General features: G+C 45.2%; 13 protein-coding genes. 8 read left to right on the top strand and 5 right to left on the bottom strand.

From position 1 onward, the window contains the following. The coding region (locus QT979_RS12415; RefSeq protein ID WP_333310221.1) for a DUF4347 domain-containing protein at window positions 1-2,948 on the bottom strand (2,948 nt) is incomplete at its 3' end. A gap of 532 nt (window positions 2,949-3,480) precedes the next feature. On the opposite strand from QT979_RS12415, the gene mtnA reads away from it, so the two are divergent. Genes mtnA through QT979_RS12400 form a run of 3 tightly spaced genes read left to right on the top strand, consistent with a single transcriptional unit; the run spans window position 3,481 to window position 5,929 of the window. Beyond that, window positions 3,481-4,542: an S-methyl-5-thioribose-1-phosphate isomerase gene (mtnA, locus tag QT979_RS12410; RefSeq protein WP_333211358.1), complete on the top strand. Its 1,062-nt coding sequence runs from the start codon at window positions 3,481-3,483 to the stop codon at window positions 4,540-4,542. A gap of 49 nt (window positions 4,543-4,591) precedes the next feature. Next, window positions 4,592-5,068 (top strand): type IV pilin-like G/H family protein, encoded by a 477-nt coding sequence (locus QT979_RS12405; protein WP_333310218.1) that lies wholly within the window; start codon window positions 4,592-4,594, stop codon window positions 5,066-5,068. A gap of 3 nt (window positions 5,069-5,071) precedes the next feature. Beyond that, window positions 5,072-5,929 (top strand): rhodanese-like domain-containing protein, encoded by an 858-nt coding sequence (locus tag QT979_RS12400; RefSeq protein WP_333310216.1) that lies wholly within the window; start codon window positions 5,072-5,074, stop codon window positions 5,927-5,929. A gap of 114 nt (window positions 5,930-6,043) precedes the next feature. On the opposite strand, the gene QT979_RS12395 is transcribed toward QT979_RS12400, so the two are convergent. Beyond that, window positions 6,044-6,391 (bottom strand): hypothetical protein, encoded by a 348-nt coding sequence (locus QT979_RS12395; protein ID WP_333211364.1) that lies wholly within the window; start codon window positions 6,389-6,391, stop codon window positions 6,044-6,046. A 241-nt stretch (window positions 6,392-6,632) separates the two neighbouring features. Between QT979_RS12395 and QT979_RS12390 the strand changes: the two genes are divergently transcribed. After that, window positions 6,633-7,553 carry a cation diffusion facilitator family transporter gene (locus tag QT979_RS12390; RefSeq protein WP_333310213.1) on the top strand — a complete coding sequence of 307 codons (921 nt, stop codon included), beginning with the start codon at window positions 6,633-6,635 and terminating at the stop codon, window positions 7,551-7,553. 126 nt (window positions 7,554-7,679) lie between these two features. Here QT979_RS12390 and QT979_RS12385 read toward each other — a convergent pair whose 3' ends face one another. Together QT979_RS12385 and QT979_RS12380 are read right to left on the bottom strand one after the other, a co-directional pair. Continuing rightward, on the bottom strand, window positions 7,680-7,877 hold the full coding sequence (locus QT979_RS12385) for a hypothetical protein (RefSeq protein WP_333220235.1): 198 nt from the start codon (window positions 7,875-7,877) through the stop codon (window positions 7,680-7,682). 258 nt (window positions 7,878-8,135) lie between these two features. Beyond that, window positions 8,136-11,486, bottom strand: coding sequence for a tetratricopeptide repeat protein (locus QT979_RS12380; protein ID WP_333310211.1), 3,351 nt, complete (start codon window positions 11,484-11,486; stop codon window positions 8,136-8,138). Between the two features lie 194 nt (window positions 11,487-11,680). Here QT979_RS12380 and QT979_RS12375 point away from each other — a divergent pair, with 194 nt between their 5' ends. From QT979_RS12375 to QT979_RS12360, 4 genes are all read left to right on the top strand, one after another. Continuing rightward, a complete protein-coding gene (locus QT979_RS12375) occupies window positions 11,681-11,959 on the top strand; it encodes a hypothetical protein (protein ID WP_333310209.1) in 279 nt (92 codons plus the stop codon). Between the two features lie 15 nt (window positions 11,960-11,974). After that, on the top strand, window positions 11,975-12,508 hold the full coding sequence (locus tag QT979_RS12370; RefSeq protein WP_333310207.1) for a DUF2726 domain-containing protein: 534 nt from the start codon (window positions 11,975-11,977) through the stop codon (window positions 12,506-12,508). Window positions 12,509-12,773: 265 nt separating this feature from the next. Continuing rightward, window positions 12,774-14,237, top strand: a complete 1,464-nt coding sequence (locus QT979_RS12365; protein WP_333310205.1) for an ABC transporter substrate-binding protein/permease — start codon at window positions 12,774-12,776, stop codon at window positions 14,235-14,237. Next, window positions 14,203-14,952, top strand: a complete 750-nt coding sequence (locus tag QT979_RS12360) for an amino acid ABC transporter ATP-binding protein (RefSeq protein WP_333211378.1) — start codon at window positions 14,203-14,205, stop codon at window positions 14,950-14,952. The genes QT979_RS12365 and QT979_RS12360 overlap by 35 nt, the downstream gene beginning before the upstream one ends. A gap of 172 nt (window positions 14,953-15,124) precedes the next feature. On the opposite strand, the gene QT979_RS12355 is transcribed toward QT979_RS12360, so the two are convergent. Beyond that, on the bottom strand, window positions 15,125-16,447 hold a 1,323-nt coding region (locus QT979_RS12355), incomplete at its 5' end, for a calcium-binding protein (RefSeq protein WP_333310203.1).

Raw genomic sequence — 16,447 nt, 5'->3', positions numbered from 1 at the left:
GGCGGGTTTTGAGTAGTTTGCCGACTGCCAACTGGCACAACTTCCCGAACGTTGTAAGTGCCCGCAGGCAAGTTGCCGAAAGTGAAGCCGCCGTTAGCATCGGTAGTTGCGGAAGTTTCGCCGACACCGAGGATGCCGTCACCGTTGGTGTCGAGGAAAACTGTAACTCCGGCGACACCAAGTTCTCCGGCTGCTTGCGTGCCATTGCCGTCAATGTCGTTAAATTTGATGCCGGTGATGGTACTCAGCGGTACTGGTATTGCTTGGTTGCCAAAATTAACGGTAGCAGGAGTAGTTTGACCGGCTGTCAGAATCACTGAAACCGGGTTAGCCGTAGTTGTTTGACTTCCAGGCGGTACAACTTCCCGGACATTGTAAGTGCCTGCGGGCAAGTTAGGGAAAGTAAAGCTGCCATTGGCCCCAGTCGTTGCGGAAGTTTCTCCGGCACCGAGGATGCCGTCACCGTTTGTGTCGAGGAAAACTGTAACTCCGGCGACGCCAAGTTCTCCGGCTGCTTGCGTGCCATTGCCGTCAAAGTCGTTAAATTTGATGCCGGTGATGGTACTCAGCGGTACGACAACGGGAACAGGCTGTGCGGAAAATTCCGAAGTGTTGCTAGTGGTGTCTGTTGCTGTCGCGGTGATTAATTGACCTGCGGTGACTGCTGCTGGGAAAGTTTGATTGAAGGCAGCGTTACCGGCGGCGTCAGTAGTTACCGGGATAGAAGCGATGAAGGTTTGGCCTTGGGTGCCGGGGGGAGTGTTGGCGAAAAATTGGAGGGTGAATGTGGTACTTGGAGTGCTGTTGAAAGTACCCGCGACCGTGACGCTGCCAGCACTGGCGGTAGCGGTAGTGAGTACAGGAGTGTTTTGGAGGTTGTTTGCACCGGTGTCGGCGTCGCCCGCATCGTTGGCGGTGATGCCGTTGTTACCGAGGTCGATGCCTAAGCCAAGGTTGGCGAAGATGGAGTTGTTTTGGATGCTGTTGCCGGTACCGGCGATGATATTTACTGCCGAACCGAGGTTGTTGGCGATGGTATTTCCTTGACCTGCTGCCGTACCGCCGATCGCATTATTGATTGCTCCGTCAATCAACACCCCAGTAATATTGGGCACGGGGGAGGTACCGTCGAAGCCGACGCCGATGAAGTTACCGAACAAGGAGTTGCCCGTGGTGCTGGGGCCAGAAAGTGATAGGCCGTTACCGTTGCTGTTGCCGGAAATAATGTTGCGGGCGGCTGGGGTTGTCCCGCCAACAATGTTGTTGTTTGCACCTCCCTGGATGACGACGCCGACACCAGTGTTGGGCAAAGCGGCGTTACCTGAGACGTTGGTGCCTATAAAGTTGCCTGTCAGAGTATTGCCCGTAGTGGTGGGACCCGACAGTCCCACACCGTTACTGTTGCCGGAAATAATGTTGCGGGCTGCTAGGGTTGTCCCGCCAACAATGTTGTTGTTTGCACCTCCCTCGATGGAGACGCCGAAAGCAGCGTTGGGCAAAGCGGCGCTGCCGATAGCGTTAGTGCCGATGAAGTTGCCTGTCAGGGTATTGCCGATGGCACCGGCACCCAGAATGGCAGCACCGTGAATGCTGTTACCGGAAATGACATTCCCGCTAATCGTGTTGCTGGGTAAGCCGTTGATGCTAACGCCGCTGGTGTTGGGCAAGGCCAGGGTGCCGGCAGCGTTGGTGCCAATGTAGTTGCCCAGCACTTGGTTGCCTCCTGTACCGCCAACGATGGTGATACCGTCGGCTGTATTCCCAGAAATGATGTTGCGATCGCCCGGGTTAGTCCCGCCAATTATGTTGCCACTGCCACTCTGAACGGCGATGCCGAAAACAGCGTTGGGCAAGGCCGCAGTGCCCGCAGCGTTGGTGCCGATGTAGTTGCCCAGCATTTGGTTGCCTCCTGTACCGCCAATGATGGCGATACCGTTGGCTGTATTCCCAGAAATGACGTTGCGATCGCCCGGGTTAGGCCCGCCAATTATGTTACCGCTGCCACTCTGAACAAGGACGCCAAATAAGTTGGGTGCAGCGGTGTCAGTGGCGTTGATGCCGATGTAGTTCCCCACTAAGGTGTTGCCGTTGCTTTGGAGGGATATGCCGCTGTTGGTGAAGCGATTAATTATTAATCCCCGCAAAGTGCTGCCACCGCTACCAGCGAGGCTCAAACCCGTGTCAACCGCATTTGCTCCATCGAGTTGGATCAGGGGGGTGCCGGCGAACCCCGGTTGGCTAGTGCCGTCAATGATTGTGGGAACGTTAATATTTGGCAAGGCAGTCAGGGGTGCGATCGTCTGAACGCCTGCACCGGGAATGGCAAAGTTAATATTGTGCGGTGGTGTGGGCGCTGCATTCGCATCCGTAATCGCTTGTCGCAGTGAACCCGGCCCAGCGTCAGCCGTATTAAAAACAGTAAACGTCGCCAAGGTATGTGCGTAATTTGCCATTACCTCCGGCTCGATCGCCAATGCTGTTTTAATCGCTCCAGTAGCATATTCAAGTACCCAGTTTCCGCCTTTTTCGGCACTGCCCGTAATATCTGAAGAAGCAGCAACCGACGCTTTTGTTAACTTGCTCAGCTTTTGTACAAAAGCCTCTCCTTTTTCACCTGCTGCTACGTTACATCCGTATAGCAGAATTTCAAATCGATTTTGAATTGAGTTGACAGATGACGAAAACCACCGTTTCAAACAGTCGCGATATGTTTCTAAATTGTCGGAATTCAGCCGAGTTTGCCCTAGCTGCAAACTTCCCGATTCCCCGTGAGAAATAATGTGAACGCTTTCTATACCTTTGCGGCTCTGCAGTGCTTCGGCAATTTGTTCGATGCCGTCCCGCGCCCGATCGACTAAAATTACCTCTATCCCCGCTTTAACACCAACCGCCAGACTTGGCCAATCTTCAACTGCTGAATCTACGAATACTATTTGTTGGTTTTTCATAATTACTGTTTCCCCATGCACCTAGTTAGGTTTTCAAAATGTTGTTTCCGTGCGATGATAGTCGCTACTTCAATCCACCACAAATACGGCTACCACAAAACCTGCCTTTAACTCAGTACAATTTGTACAGACAAAGCTTTACGATTATCTATTTTGGTGATTCTTGTAAATCTGTTGGATTTGGAAAGTTGCTCGATCGCACTTTTTCATTCTCAACTTAAAAAAACCAGACCCCTGGTACAGCTAGCTTGTTCCCGATTACGGAAATTTTTCAAAAAACGTAAGTATAATTTACACAAGTTAATGTACGGTTTTTTACTAAGTACACTTTTGTGAAAAAAAATCCAACTCTACGCAAATTCCAAACCCAGAGAGTGGTAGGTATCCAGCCATTCTTCAATCTCTAATCTCCAGTCTCGAAGCTAAAACCGCAGGGCTGGGATTTTGGCAAATTCAGCGTGTCCCTCATAACATAGAGGAATAGTCGCCTTCATGGCATCATAGAAACTTGTCCGTCACATAATAGAAATAGATGACCGCTCAAAACTCCCCTGTTTCCCCCGTCACTTGGATGGAAGACCGAGTTCTGCTAATTGACCAAAACCGACTCCCGAAAGAATACGGTGTAGTCGAAATTAGCCGCTACGAAGATATGGCTGAGGCGATTAAAACTATGATAGTCCGAGGTGCTCCGGCGATCGGGGTAGCAGCAGCTTACGGGATGTATTTGGGGGCGCGAGAAATCGAAACCAGCGATCGTACTGAGTTTTTAACTAAACTAGAACAAGTTGGCGAGTTATTGCGATCGACTCGTCCCACGGCGGTTAACTTGTTTTGGGCAATATCGCGAATGCTCAAAACAGCCGAGAGAACTAGCGGTTCTGTCGAACAAGTGCAAAAAACTTTGTTAGAAATGGCCAAAACCATTCAAGCTGAAGACTTGCAAACTTGTAAAGATATCGGCGACAAAGGTTTAGAAGTTCTGCCAGCTACACCCGAAAAATTGAACTTACTAACTCACTGTAATGCCGGTGCATTAGCAACAGCAGGCTACGGTACTGCTTTAGGTGTATTTCGTTCTGCTTGGCGAGAAGGAAGACTCGGAAGAGTTTTTGCAGACGAAACTCGGCCCCGTCTCCAAGGTGCAAAACTTACCACTTGGGAATGCGTACAAGAAGGAATTCCTGTTACATTAATAGCCGACAATATGGCCGCTCACTGCATGAAACTCGGCATGATTCACGCAGTAGTTGTCGGTGCAGACAGAATCGCTGCTAACGGCGACGCCGCGAATAAAATTGGCACTTACAGTTTAGCAATTGTTGCCAAAGCTCACAACGTCCCGTTTTTTGTTGCTGCGCCTCTATCTACCATAGATTTTGAACTTTCCGACGGCAGCCAAATTCCCATTGAAGAACGCGATCCAGTTGAAATGTATCAAGTTGGAACTACGCGGATTTGTCCTGTGGGAGTCGAATTTTACAATCCCGCTTTTGACGTAACTCCGGCCGAATTAATATCGGGAATAATAACAGAACACGGTACGGTTGCTCCTGGGGCATTGAAACAGTTTCAGGCAAAACAATTAGTTTAATTGTATGTTGCTCAACCGCTCATTCCGCCGGTTATCTGTGAAATTAAGCATGATTCCTAGCAGCCGCAACTGGCAGCTCAAAGTTGCGATCGCAGCTCTAACTCTGCCAGTTGTTTTCAGTCCTGTCTCGGAAGCTCAAGTGTCACAAACGCTTACAGCTAAGGAATCACAAGCCAAAAAAATTGTGGGTTCGATGAATAAAGCTCAGCAAGTTTACTATGCTGAAAAAGCAGGCTTTACAAGTTCTCTTTCCAATCTATTGGTTTATCTCGGTCTCCAAGTTAAACCTAACTCAGCCAATTACAGCTACTCGATCGGCATGGTGAAAAAAGGTGCTGTATTTAACTACGGAGTATCGAAGCAAGCTAATCTCAAAAGTTTTGTGGGAGGAGTCTTTTTGGTGGCAAATAAGACCCAAACAATCTTGTGTATAAATGCTGCTCCTGGCAAGACTAAACCACCTAATCCAACTAATACCAAAGGGGTTTTAGAATGCGCTGCTGGTACAGCAAAAATTAATCCATAAATTATGTCGAATTTACTGTATAATTTGGCAGACAATTGGATAGTAAGCGCCGATTTAGCTAAGCAATTACTTTTAGGTGGCGCTACTCTGCTCGATGCTCGTCAACCTATTTTAAAGTGGTTTTGCCGTCTCCCACCAGCTATTTCCGTAACTTGGCAGGAATTTTCTCAATCGCACTTTCCCCAAAAGGGAAAAATTCTCGAAAATAATACAGTTTTAACTCAAAAACTGCAAGCAATTGGAATTTGTCAAGACAAACCTGTCATAGTTGTTGCCGATCAGATTAAAGGGTGGGGCGAAGATGGGCGAATTGTTTGGATGTTGCGGACTTTGGGACACGAAAAAGCCGTTTTTGTAGATGGAGGATATCGGGCTTTAATCAAAGCTGGGATTAATCGAGTAAAAGCTGCAAACAATCCACCGCAAACAGGAGATTTTGTAATATCTCGCCGCTCGACTTGGGAAATTCAGCGGGATGAATTGAAAGCTATTTTAGGAGATGAGAATTTAGTCATTATTGACGCCAGAGAGCCGCGAGAATATGCAGGTAAAAGGCCTTACGGAGAAAAGCGGGGCGGGCACATTCCCGGTGCGGTTCACCTCTATTATAAACAGTTAATGAACAAACAGGGACAACTGCTGGATCGCGGGGAAATTGTCGCTATTTTGCAGCAAAAAGGAGTTTCGCAGTCAACTCAAATTGTGAGTTATTGCTCCGGGGGAATTCGTTCTGCATGGTTGACTTGTGTCTTGACAAATGTGGGATTTAATGCTAAGAATTATGCAGGTTCAATGTGGGAATGGTCGGCTTCGCCGGCAGATAGCTATCCCCTTTCAATAAGCCTTTCAGGGGCGGGCTAGAAGCCCAACCCCTACTCCCCACAAGAAAATTAACTCTTTGTGGAACAGGCCGGAAAGCCTGTTCTTCTTCAAGAAGTCGGGAATCTAAAACAAGAGCGTTTCAGGTTGAGATTCTCAACCGACTTGTTCGATATACTGAGCGAGATCGTCGCGCAGGCGGCTGAGTTCGGCTTCGGTGGTAACGCGCACGCGATCGTCCCTAACCGTAATCAGCACTTTTGCAGCAAAAGGAGTTGGCCAGATATTCGGGTTGCAGAAAACTTCCAAAAATACATCCCCTGCATACCGATATTCCATAGGTTTCTGGGGAGAAGCTTTAGCGCCAGCGGTTTTGACGGCTACAGCTTTCAAGCTTTCCATCAAAGCTGCAATTTCGCTTTGCAAATCCCGCGCGGCTTGCGGGGAAAAGCTAAAGGAGACAGAACCTTCGACTAAATTCAGTGTCAGCGGAGAAAGAGACATGGGCAATGAAATTTAACATACTATTGTTAATGATAAAAAATATAGTAACCCAAAAGAAGTACATTCCAGCTCAATTGGACTGCGAAACTGGTATTAATTAAAAATTGTCTCAAGAAGCTAGGCTAAATTAATGAATATAAATCTCGTCGCAAGCTAGATTCAGCAATACTTTTAACCTTTTATGACTTGATAAGCTTTAAACTAGAAACAAGAAAACTTGACGGCTGAGCGAGGATATTTTATGGTTGCCGATAACCGTTCCGAAGTCCGCAAGGTTTTAATAATTACCTTATTGCTAAATTTGCTGGTGATGGCAATTAAAGCAGCCGTGGGATGGCTGACTGGTTCCCTCAGTTTGCTGGCAGATGCTTTGCACAGTGTCACGGACAGCGCTAATAATATTTTAGGATTGGTAACTAATCATTATGCCAATCCGCAGCCCGATCGCGATCATCCCTACGGACACCAAAAATTTGATGCTCTCGGAGCTCTGGGAATTGCTGCTTTTCTGGGAATTGCCTGTTTTGAAATTCTCAGCGGTGCTGTCGAAAGGTTGCTTAAAGGTGGCACAGTTGTTAAAATATCCCCCAATGAATTGTGGATTTTGCTGATTGTACTGGGGATTAATATTTTTGTCACTTTTTACGAGCGCAGAGTTGGCCAACGTCTCGGTAGCGCGATTTTAGTGGCTGACGCTCAGCACACGATGAGCGATGTTTGGGTGACAATTATGGTCATCGGCGGGTTGATTGGTGTTTGGCAAGGAGAGGTTTTAAACATACCTCAACTGCAATTCCTGGATGTGTTTTTGTCTTTTCCTGTGGCTGTTTTGGTATTTAGCAGCGGTTGGAAGGTTTTAAGGGAAAATCTGCCTTGGTTGGTGGATGAAATGGCGATCGCACCTGAAGTTATTCATGCGATCGCGATCGATGTACCGGGGGTTGTCAACTGTCACTCGATCGCCTCCCGTGGCGTTGTAGGGCGTCAAGTATTTATTGAGATGCACATGATTGTGGATGCTGTCGATGTAGAAACAGCTCACCGGATTACAGAAGAAGTAGAAGCCCGTTTGGAAGAACGTTTCAGCCCTGTACGCATCTTAATTCACGTTGAGCCGCCGGCTTACCATTCCGACCAAATTAGCTACGATTCTGAAAAATGAAGGCACAACCAGTGATTTTGACACGGATACACGGATTAATTGAAAAATCGGGAAAGTATTTTTACTTACCGCAATTCCTCCAATTTTTTAAATCGTATCAATCGGGTTAGAGCGATCGCACTTAATTTAGTTGCTGTTTTCCACAGGAAAAGGGGGGTTTTCCACAGAAATCGGCAAGTTTTCCACAATAGATCGATCGGCTGTCGTCGATTTCTGTCTTTCTATTTGTATAAATTCCAAGTATTTTGAATTTCTGTAGCCATTTCCCCCCGCAAATGCCAAGGTAGCAAAATCTCCACTTTTGAACCGAGAACTCGCAGCCATCTCAACGGGTAGTGCAGATGGAATTTTTACTTTATTTTATCTGGTGCTAGCCTATCTACTCTCGATCGTAGGGGAAATTCTCCTACTCTGTTTTAGCGGACGATTCTCTTAATTCAGAGAAAGATGAAGAAATGTTTCGAGCGAGTTGGATTTGGGGGTGTGAGTGCGATCGCTCTCTTACCACCGAACCAGATAACGCAGATGTACATCTCAACCTTCAATCTTAATCATTTTCAGTTGAAAAACTGAAACTTTAGTTTATAGGGGCATCATATAGTGATGACAAGTGTTCGAGCCAGGATTTTCTAATGGATCTACAATCAGCACAATAAAGTAATCTTTTGGATTATACATTTGCAAAAACCTTAGAATTGAATCCCACATTTCACTTGGAACATTTTGGGACAAGTTTATACAATTATTTTGTGTTACATAAGTCCTAGTCAGTTCCTCATAGGATTTTTGTACTTCAATTAAGACAATTCCTTTCCCCAATTGCTGATAACCGTTAACAGCTTGCTGTTTAATTAACTCACTAAATTGCGAGAATATTTTTTGAGCTACTGGAACTAAATTGTAAAACAACTCAGGAGTTTGAAACATTTCCTTACTACTAATACCCTCAATGATTGAAGCACGAGGTTGCCTCTGGTTTCTAAATCCTTGAGCTTTACGGTTCTCTTTTGATTTTCTTTTAAGTTTTGATTCTAGATCTGCTAGTCCACATCTTCCAGGAAAAGCCTTTATCATCCTTTGCATAGATTCAGCAGGAATTGTGCGAATATAAGGCAGCTCTGCCAGTAATATTTGATAGAGAATAGTATCAGGGTGATCCTGCCCGCAAGTCTTTAAAGCAATTGTGAAAGCTTTCTTCCATAACTCCTCTGCTTCGTCAAATTTCCCTTGTCGGCAGTACAAGTCTGCTAAATTATGAAAACTAGAAGCAACATCAGGATGATCTTTTCCTAAAATTTCTCTTGTTATTTGTAAAGATTCTACATATAATAACTCGGCTTTTTTAAGTTGATCCTTGTAAAAGTATACAATCGCTAAATTATTCAAACTCATAGCATAATCTAAATGCTTCTTTCCCACCGATTTCTCCTTTGTTTCTAAAGCTTTTAAAAGCAATCGTTCTGCATCTGTATAACGAACTTGCTCTGTGTAAAGTAGTCCTAAATCGTTGAGACTAACAGCATAGTCAGGATGATTCTCGGATAAACAATTTTTCCTAATTTCTAAAGCTTGCTTTAAAAAAGATTCAGCTTTATTGTAATTTTCTTGCGATCTATAGACATTTCCTAGGCTGTTGAGAACAGAAGCTACATCAGGATGATGCTCTCCAAACAATTTTTTAATATTATGTAGAGATTCCATAAATAGAACTTCAGCTTGTCTATATTTTCCCTGAATGTTGTAAAGAGATGCCAAATTATTTTTGTACACACCTATTGCTCGATGGTTATTATCTAATAAATTTTTAGCAATATCTAAGCTCTCTTCAAGTAGAGATTCAGCTTCATTATACCGACCCTGGTCTTTATACAAAGTTCCTAAAGTATTTGAGGCCATAATCAGTATATCAATGCTTTGATTTTTGCAACTTTGTTGACGTAAAATAGGTATAAATTTCAGTGTTTGATTTTCGCTAATGTTTTCGTTAATTTTAAATTTTTCTTCTCCATCAAAACCATCTAATTCGGAATTATTTACGATTGTTTTCCAGCAGATTAGTAATATTTTTTCGGCTTCGTTATACCGATTTTGGAAAAAGTAAATTAACGCAAGCTCATGTTGGATCGTTATTAGCCATAAATGTTGGTCATTCATATATTTTTGAAGAAACCAAAAAACAGTTTTACACAGTTTTTCTGCTTCTTCGTAAAAGCCTTGCAACCTATAAAAATGTGCGAGTCTGTGTTTTACAAAATTCACAAAAAGAAAATCTTGTGGAAAACGAGTTTGTAGCTTTTCCATCAAAAACTGACAGGAATTAGCAGCTAAAGCGTACCGACCTTGATTTTCATAGAAAGAAATTAATAGAGTAAAAGGATATCCAAAGTCTGAGTCGCTAAGATATTGACTCATCTCTTTGACGATTTCTTTTATATGAGGAATAAGAGGAAAAATAATGTTGATTTCATCGTGGTTTGGTGAATCTGGTATCTGTTTCGCCAATGCTGCTATATATCCTGCCAAGTAAAATTTCAGTTCTTCTGCCTGTGGTAGTGCTTCCATTTTTTGCCTAAAGAACTCTCTGATAAGTTGATGAAACCGATAAATTCCCTCACCGCACGGCTGAAGTAAATTCAATCGAACAAGCTTATTTTTAGCTTCTTTTGTCGCTTCTAGGGAGTTTTCCAATTCTTCCAGTATTTCCTGAGTAATTATTTGAGATTCTAATGCTTCTTTTATGGCTTTTGCATCTTTTTCACTCACTGCAAGCTGTAATCCATTGGGTTTCCAAGGAATGGGGGCTGGAGCAAACAAACTCAGAAGACAGCCTAACCTCTGCTCAGCATCATTTAGGCGTTCCCAACTCAACTCAAAAGCATCGGCAACTCCTAGTTGAGCTGTCATTGTTGGTTCTGGATTTTCCAAGGCTCGATGTCTTAGACGTTTCTGCTTTAATCGTCGCAACATTTCTGCTAAAGATAAATCTTCATCTTGTGCCAAATATTGCCCTACTAATTCCAATCCTAGAGGCAAATAACCAAGCCACTTGCATAAATTTCTAGCAACCCAAGGCTCTCGTTTTAGCCTTTCTCGCTCAACTAAAGACTTCAGCAGAGCTAAAGCTGCTTTCGGCTTCAGCACATCTAAATCTAGACGAGCAAGCGGTTTACCAAGCCTTTCCCGCGTTGTAATCAACACTTTGAAGCGAGATTCAGATGGTAAATAAGACTTAATTTGCCTGTAATCTGCAACATCATCAATAACAATTAGTACCTGACCTTCACTCCAACGTTGCCAGCAGAATTGTACTTGACCAGCTAATGTCAATCCATTGGGTAAGGTGAAGTTTGGAAAATGCGCGATCGCAAACTCGACAATTTGAACTCCGATGTCTCCACGTTTGGGATACAGCCAACAACTACCGCCTTTGTAGGTTTCTGCATGACCTTGAGCATACTGGATCGCGAGTTCAGTTTTGCCAACACCGCCCATACCAGCGATCGCCGCAATTGCTACCTGATTGTTTTTTTCCAGAAGTGGGTGCAATTCTGAAAGTTGCTCCGTGCGACCGACAAACTCAACAGCACCACTGCGAGGAATATTATTGTGATGTTCGAGACTGCTCTGAGTTGCTAAGACTGTATTTTCTAATCCTTCTGTATGCCCAAGCTTTGGTAATTTTGACTTTGAACAAACCTGGTTCCACGCCTCGATACCGACAATATCTGTCACTTTTAAGCCAAAACCCTTTTCAGCGATCGCCCACGCAGACTCCGGATCGACTCCACCACCGTATAAGAAGGTCTTGACTGTCTTTGGATCTACATCTGCTTTCTCTGCAATACGCTCAAACGTCAGACGCCGCCCTTCACTGTCACGATTAGCAGCTTTGGATTCTTTAAGTATTCTGATTCCTTCTTCAGTAGCCTGCACACTGCGGGATTTGCGTCTTCGAGTCATTGATTTAGTCAGTTCATTTGTATTCCTACTAGATTAACCGCTTCTAAACGCTGCTGACAGCAAAGAGCGGGGAAGTTTGGGGAACTTTACGATCTTCACCAATCTGCTCTGGAGAAATCCAGTTGACCCCAATAGGCTTGAATCATTAACACTCAAAGGTTCAGCTTATGACAGCCTTCCAACTCAGCCTTTTCCCAGACGAGCCACCCACTCCCATCGACTCCCTTAACAAAAAGAGAAGGGTAAAACTCCCATCCCAACCAACTGTAATTGAGCAATCCTGCACAACCCATAGAGCCGCACAACTTTTGGAGGTATCCACCACAACTCTCTACCGCGCTCGGAAAGAAGGCAAACCTTACCAGAAGGGCGCTTGGACTGCTACCGCTCTTGGTGCAAACGCTTGGACAGTCGTCTACAACCCCTTTAATTCCCACTCACCCTAATCTGAAATAAAACTCATGCTATACGCCTTTGACTATGACAATTCTTTGTCTTCATTTCCCCAATTCCAAAGCGGAGAAATCATCAACGAGTTAGAAACGATCGCTATCGATATTCTAGAGATGATTTTAGGCGATCGCTTCCGTTACTGTCCCCAAGTTCCCCTAGAAATCATCTGTTCTCGTCCAGAAACTTTCACCCGTCTTCCCATTGAACTTTGGAAATTTTGGGTGAGTTCCAGAGTCGATATCGCCTTGATGGAACGCGGTTATTGTGCTAGTCGCAAAGCCAAACTGGTGATAGAATGTCAATCTCATTGGCACGATCGCCCAGAGGTGCAGGAGCGCGATCGCAAAAAAGCCCGACTCCTTGCATCTGTTGGCGTTCCCTTAGTATACCTGCGACAAATCGATCGAGATCGACGCTTCTATCGTTTCTACACTCCCAATGGACAAAAAGAAGTCTTCTACAACTCAATTACCCAACAAGGACGGACTGAACTGGAAGCATTTTTGCAACACTATTCCACACAGTTGACAGTTGACAGTTGACTCTTAGACTATAAATTTTATGTGTAAGTCCTGTAATTAACACAGGACTTACAGACGGCATCTATCTTTAGCCCTGGGCAGATTAATACATTTATAACCGGGTTATTTACCCTTGTTAAAGGCTAATTATGCAGTTTGTTTGTCCATCAAACCCGGTTTCTGGCAACCCGTGCGTCCAGGAGTATATCTTCCTTTACAAAGGTGACTTGATTCGGATTTGTGGTATATTTTCTGGGCGAGGGGATTTTTTAGGACAATGTTCGATATGAAACGTTTAAAATTAAAATCAATGCTGGCGGCGGCGATCGCGATCGCCCTTTGTTTAATCGCGATCGCCAGCTACGCCCAAGCCAACAAGACTTTAACACTGGCGACTTCCCCAGACTACCCGCCCTATGAATTTAAAGATACGGCTGTTAGCGGCAACGAAATCATCGGTTTTGACATCGATATTGCCAAATATATTACTAAAAAATTGGGCTACGAACTGAAAGTAATTGGCATGGATTTTAACGGCTTAATTCCCGCTTTGCAGGCGGGCAGAGCCGATTTTGTGATGGCGGGAATGACTCCCACAGCAGAAAGGAAAAACAATGTTGATTTTTCTGACCTTTACTACGAAGCTCAAAATACAATTGTCGCCAATAAAGGCAGCAATTTGACCAAAGCTGAAGATTTAGCCGGGAAAAAAGTAGGCGTTCAACTCGGAAGCATTCAGCAGGAAGCTGTGAAAAAAATGCCCGGTGTGCAACTGGCTGCTCTCAATAGGATTCCTGACATCATTCAAGAAATTAAATCGAACCGCATTGCGGCGGGAGTGATCGAGGATACTGTTGCTACGGGTTATGCAGCAGCGAACCCAGACTTGGAATTTAACACAATTCCGAATACTGAAGAAAGCGGTTCGGCGATCGCCTTTCCGAAAGGTTCGAGATTAGTTCCAGAATTTAACCGAGTCCTCCAGCAAATGAAAGCCAGCGGTCAAATTAAGGAACTAGCTACTAAGTGGTTTTCTCGACCGATTCCGCAAGAAGCTGCTCAAGCAAATCAGCCTGCGGTAGCGTCCAAGTTCGGGTTAGATTTTGGCAAAATCGTGCCGAGTTTGCCTTATATTCTGTCGGGGCTTGGGGTAACGCTAACTTTTACCTTGCTGTCGGCATTTCTCGGGTTTATCTGGGGAATCGTCCTGTCTCTGTTTAAGATTTCTAGCATTAAACCGCTGTTCTGGTTTGGCACTGCTTACACATCAATTTTTCGAGGAACGCCGCTAATTTTGCAGTTGACTTTAGTTTATTTTGCAACGCCCCAGCTTACGGGCTATAATATATCGGCGCTGCAAGCTGGGGTGATTACTTTTTTCCTGAATTCTGGGGCTTATATTTCCGAAACAATCCGCGCCGGAATTCAAGCCGTAGATAAAGGTCAAAAAGAAGCCGCAGAATCCCTTGGCGTTCCCTACAAACTGATGATGGGCGATATTATCTTGCCGCAAGCGCTGAAAAATATTTTGCCTGCATTGGTGAATGAAAGTATTGCTTTGCTGAAGGATTCAGCTTTAGTTTCAGTAATTGGCGTAGAAGACTTGCTGCGTCGCGCTACAATTGTGGGAGCAGAAAAGTATATTTACTTTGAACCTTTGATATTTGTCGGCGCAATTTATTATTTGATGGTGCTTAGTTTAACTTGGGGGGCAAATGTACTCGAACGTAGACTCCAAACTAGCAGTTAAGGTCGATCGCCTGTATAAATCTTTTGGCAATCTGAAGGTTTTGCGCGAGATAACTACTGAGATTCATAAAGGAGAAGTGATTGCCATTATCGGCCCTTCGGGGTGCGGCAAGTCTACTTTTTTGCGGTGTTTAAATTTACTGGAAATTCCGACTTCTGGACACATATACATTGACGGGGTGGATATTACTCGGCCGAAGACAGATATTCTGAAAATCCGCCAGAAAGTGGGGATGGTTTTTCAGCATTTCCACTTGTTCCCGCACATGACTGTGCTGCAAAATGTGATCTATGCGCCTGTAAAGGTGAAGCAGGTGGCTAAGGATGAGGCGCGTCTGAAGGGGTTAGAATTGCTGGAAAAAGTGGGTTTGTCAGATAAGGCGGAGGTTTATCCTTCTAAGCTTTCGGGGGGACAAAAACAGCGGGTGGCGATCGCCCGCTGTTTGGCTATGGAACCGGAAATTTTGTTGATGGACGAACCGACTTCTGCACTCGATCCTGAAATGGTTAAAGAAGTGTTAGATGTGATGAAAGCTTTGACGAAAACGGGAATTACGATGGCGATTGTAACTCACGAAATGGGTTTTGCGCGGGAAGTCGCCCACCGGATTTTGTTTTTGGATGGCGGAAAGGTGGCGGAAGATGTGCCGCCGCAGGAGTTTTTTAGTAACCCGAAGTGCGATCGCGCCAAGCAATTTCTGGAAAAAATGCTTTAATTCATATAACAATTAGAGTTTTTAACCGCAGAGGACACAGAGGACACAGAGAGAGTTAGAGGAGAAAGAGACTGTTGCGGTAGGCAGCGTCAGGTTGCAGATGCTTGATCGGCACAAAAATTCGAGTTCCGGGATACCCTTTGTTGCCGACCTGCATTAGTGGTGAGCCTGTTTAAATGAAACTGAAATCACTGGCGCTTATTATGCTAGCAGAAACTCCGTTTAAAGCAGCTATAATTTCTCCTGTTTCCCCAAACTGAATCAAGGTTGCACCGCTATTTTCAGTAAGAGTTAATTGCTCGAATGTCAAGCCATTAGCTAGGATCAGCAAATCTTTTCCAACTTCAAAATCGGCAATAATATCGATACCAGAATTGGCAGACAGTAAAAAGCGATCAATCCCAGCACCTCCAATTAAACAATCATCCCCCAAACCGCCAATCAGGGTATCATTACCTTTGCCACCAATCAAAGTATCATTTCCCTCGCACCCGTCTAGCAAATCATTGCCAGCACCTCCACTCAGATAATTATTGCCAGCACCTCCGCAGAGGGTATCATTACCATAATCGCCGTAGAGAGAATCCTCGCCTTCGCTGCCGAAGATTATATCATTTCCCTTGCCTCCCAATGCGAGATCGCTGCCTTTGCCACCGTCGATAAAATCATCACCTTCACCGCCAAAAATTAAGTCGTCGTCTTCTTTACCATTTATTGAATCATTGCCGCCATTTCCGAAGATGATATCTTCCCCTTCACCGCCAAAAATGATGTCATTATTCTTGCCGCCAAAAAGGATATCATCTCCCTGGTTGCCGTCAATAAAATCATGGCCTCGGTTGCCGTAAAGGAGGTCGTTTCCTTCACCGCCGTAGAGGTTATCATCCCCTAAATCCGCATCAAAAATATTCGGATTTGGACTGCCGTAAAAAGCATCATTTTCTGACGTGCCAAACTCAATTTCCTCGCTACCATTGCCGTTGATAATGTTGTCAGCTTGGTTTGGGCGATCGACTTTTGGATACTCAATAGTATGGCAAATGCAATCAGTATCACTTCCTGGTGTAACAACGGGTACTGATGGTGTTGGGGTCGGTGTTGGCGTCGGAGTTTCCGCAGGCGTCGGAGTTGGAGTCGGAGTCGGAGTCGGTGTCGGAGTTTCCGCAGGCGTCGGCGTTGGCGCCGGAGTCGGTGTCGGAGTTTCCGCAGGCGTTGGCGTTGGTGTTGGCGTCGGATTTTCTGCTGGAGTCGGCGTCGGAGTAGAAGTTTCCGCAGGCGTTGGTGTTGGCGTCGGAGTTTCCGCAGGAGTCGGAGTTGGCGTTGGTGGAGTCGGCGTCGGAGTTTCCCCAGGAGTCGGAGTTGGCGTCGGTGGAGTCGGCGTCGGAGTTTCCCCAGGAGTCGGCGTTGGAGTTGGCGTCGGTGGAGTCGGCGTCGGAGTTTCCCCAGGAGTCGGAGTTGGCGTCGGTGGAGTCGGCGTCGGAGTTTCCCCAGGAGT

Origin of the sequence: Microcoleus sp. w2-18bC1 (assembly GCF_036700365.1) — a bacterium.
Taxonomy (GTDB): Bacteria; Cyanobacteriota; Cyanobacteriia; order Cyanobacteriales; family Microcoleaceae; genus Microcoleus.
This window is presented reverse-complemented; position numbering and strand designations above follow the sequence as displayed.

Coding starts and splice junctions, on each gene's coding strand:
- QT979_RS12370 (WP_333310207.1), top strand. CDS start 11,975: ATGCTATACGCCTTTGACTATGACAATTCTTTGTCTTCATTTCCCCAA.
- QT979_RS12365 (WP_333310205.1), top strand. CDS start 12,774: ATGAAACGTTTAAAATTAAAATCAATGCTGGCGGCGGCGATCGCGATC.
- QT979_RS12385 (WP_333220235.1), bottom strand. CDS start 7,877: ATGGCTGCGAGTTCTCGGTTCAAAAGTGGAGATTTTGCTACCTTGGCA.
- QT979_RS12375 (WP_333310209.1), top strand. CDS start 11,681: ATGACAGCCTTCCAACTCAGCCTTTTCCCAGACGAGCCACCCACTCCC.
- QT979_RS12405 (WP_333310218.1), top strand. CDS start 4,592: ATGATTCCTAGCAGCCGCAACTGGCAGCTCAAAGTTGCGATCGCAGCT.
- QT979_RS12395 (WP_333211364.1), bottom strand. CDS start 6,391: ATGTCTCTTTCTCCGCTGACACTGAATTTAGTCGAAGGTTCTGTCTCC.
- QT979_RS12390 (WP_333310213.1), top strand. CDS start 6,633: ATGGTTGCCGATAACCGTTCCGAAGTCCGCAAGGTTTTAATAATTACC.
- QT979_RS12400 (WP_333310216.1), top strand. CDS start 5,072: ATGTCGAATTTACTGTATAATTTGGCAGACAATTGGATAGTAAGCGCC.
- QT979_RS12360 (WP_333211378.1), top strand. CDS start 14,203: ATGTACTCGAACGTAGACTCCAAACTAGCAGTTAAGGTCGATCGCCTG.
- mtnA (WP_333211358.1), top strand. CDS start 3,481: ATGACCGCTCAAAACTCCCCTGTTTCCCCCGTCACTTGGATGGAAGAC.